Source organism: Stenotrophomonas sp. P5_B8 (assembly GCF_054049855.1).
This window is the reverse complement of record NZ_JBFULO010000686.1, coordinates 1-1,286: the sequence shown is the minus strand read 5'-3', so window position 1 is coordinate 1,286 and position 1,286 is coordinate 1. Positions and strand designations below refer to the sequence as shown.

The following is a 1,286-nucleotide window of genomic DNA, read 5'->3' as shown; positions in this document are numbered from 1 at the left end:
ACCGGATACCGGTCAGCCGCCTGATGAGCCGCAGGGCAGACGCGCCCGTCCCGCGCTTTCGCGGGTCTGGGTAAAAAACGTCAGGAGCGGCATCGAAGTCATGGCGGCGGTGGTCAGGTGATGGGCGCATTCTAGACCTCGCGGCGGGATGCGCAAGCGGTTATTGGCGGCACCGGTAGAACGATGAATGGCTCTGCGCAACATTCAACGCGCCAACGGCATCCAACATCGTGGGCTTCGCACCCCATATGCGAATGTGTCGCAATTGCATAAATTGCCAGATTCCCTAGAATGCAGCGGGCAACGTCGCCGCCGGCGACGCAACGGCGCTGGTGGCGGCTACGGGCCGCGTGCGAAAGGCCAGCGCGCGCACACCTTCCGTGTCTTCGAGCGTTCCGTCATGCCCTTCCCCACTGAAACCTCCCGCCGGTTGCGCCCCAACCTGCTCGCCCTCGCCTGCGCACTGTCTGCCGCAGGCGCGCTCCCCGTACACGCGCAGACCGCCACCGATCTGGATGCGGTACGGGTCAACGCCTACCGTGCGGCCAACAGCGCCAGCGGTGCAACCAAGACCAGCACCAGCATTACCGAGACGCCGCAGTCCGTGTCGGTGATCGAGCGCGCCGAACTGGATGCGCGCGGCGTGCAGTCGCTCAATGATGCGATGCGCTACGTGGCCGGGGTGAGCCTGGAGAGCAGCGGCATCGACAACCGCGTGGACGACTTCCGTATCCGCGGTTTCGATGCCGGCAGCTGGTCCAACAACGTGACCCTCGATGGCATGCGCGCACCGCAGGGCAGCCAGTGGAACCGCAGCATGTTCGACAGCTGGAACCTGGAGCGGGTGGAAGTGCTCAAGGGGCCGTCTGCGGTGCTGTACGGCCAGATCGCCCCGGGCGGCATGGTCAACCAGGTCAGCAAGACGCCCACGCCTGACCAGCGGCAACAGCTGCGTTTGGGTCTGGACGCCCATGGTCAATACAGCGCCGCCGTCGATGTGGGTGCGGGCACCTCTGGAAACGACCACCTGTTTCGCCTGGTCGGCCTGTACCGCGATGGCGATACCCAGATTCAGCACACGCAACAGAAGCACGGGTTCCTGGCGCCCAGCTACACCTGGCAGATCGCCGAGCGCACCCGAATGACCCTGCTGGGCATGTACCAGAAGGACGACGGCGGCTCCACTTACCAGTTCCTGCCGGCAGCGGGCACGCTCACCCCGACGCGCTACGGCTACATGAAAAACAGCACCTTCATCGGCGAGCCCGGCTGGAACACCTTCGACC

Annotated in this window: 1 protein-coding gene; it reads left to right on the top strand. The window is 65.2% G+C overall.

The genetic code is table 11. The annotated features are described in order from the left end of the window. Window positions 1–400 precede the first annotated feature (400 nt). Window positions 401–1,286 (top strand): TonB-dependent siderophore receptor (locus ACXJKH_RS20685; RefSeq protein ID WP_457322197.1); only part of this gene is annotated, 886 nt, incomplete at its 3' end.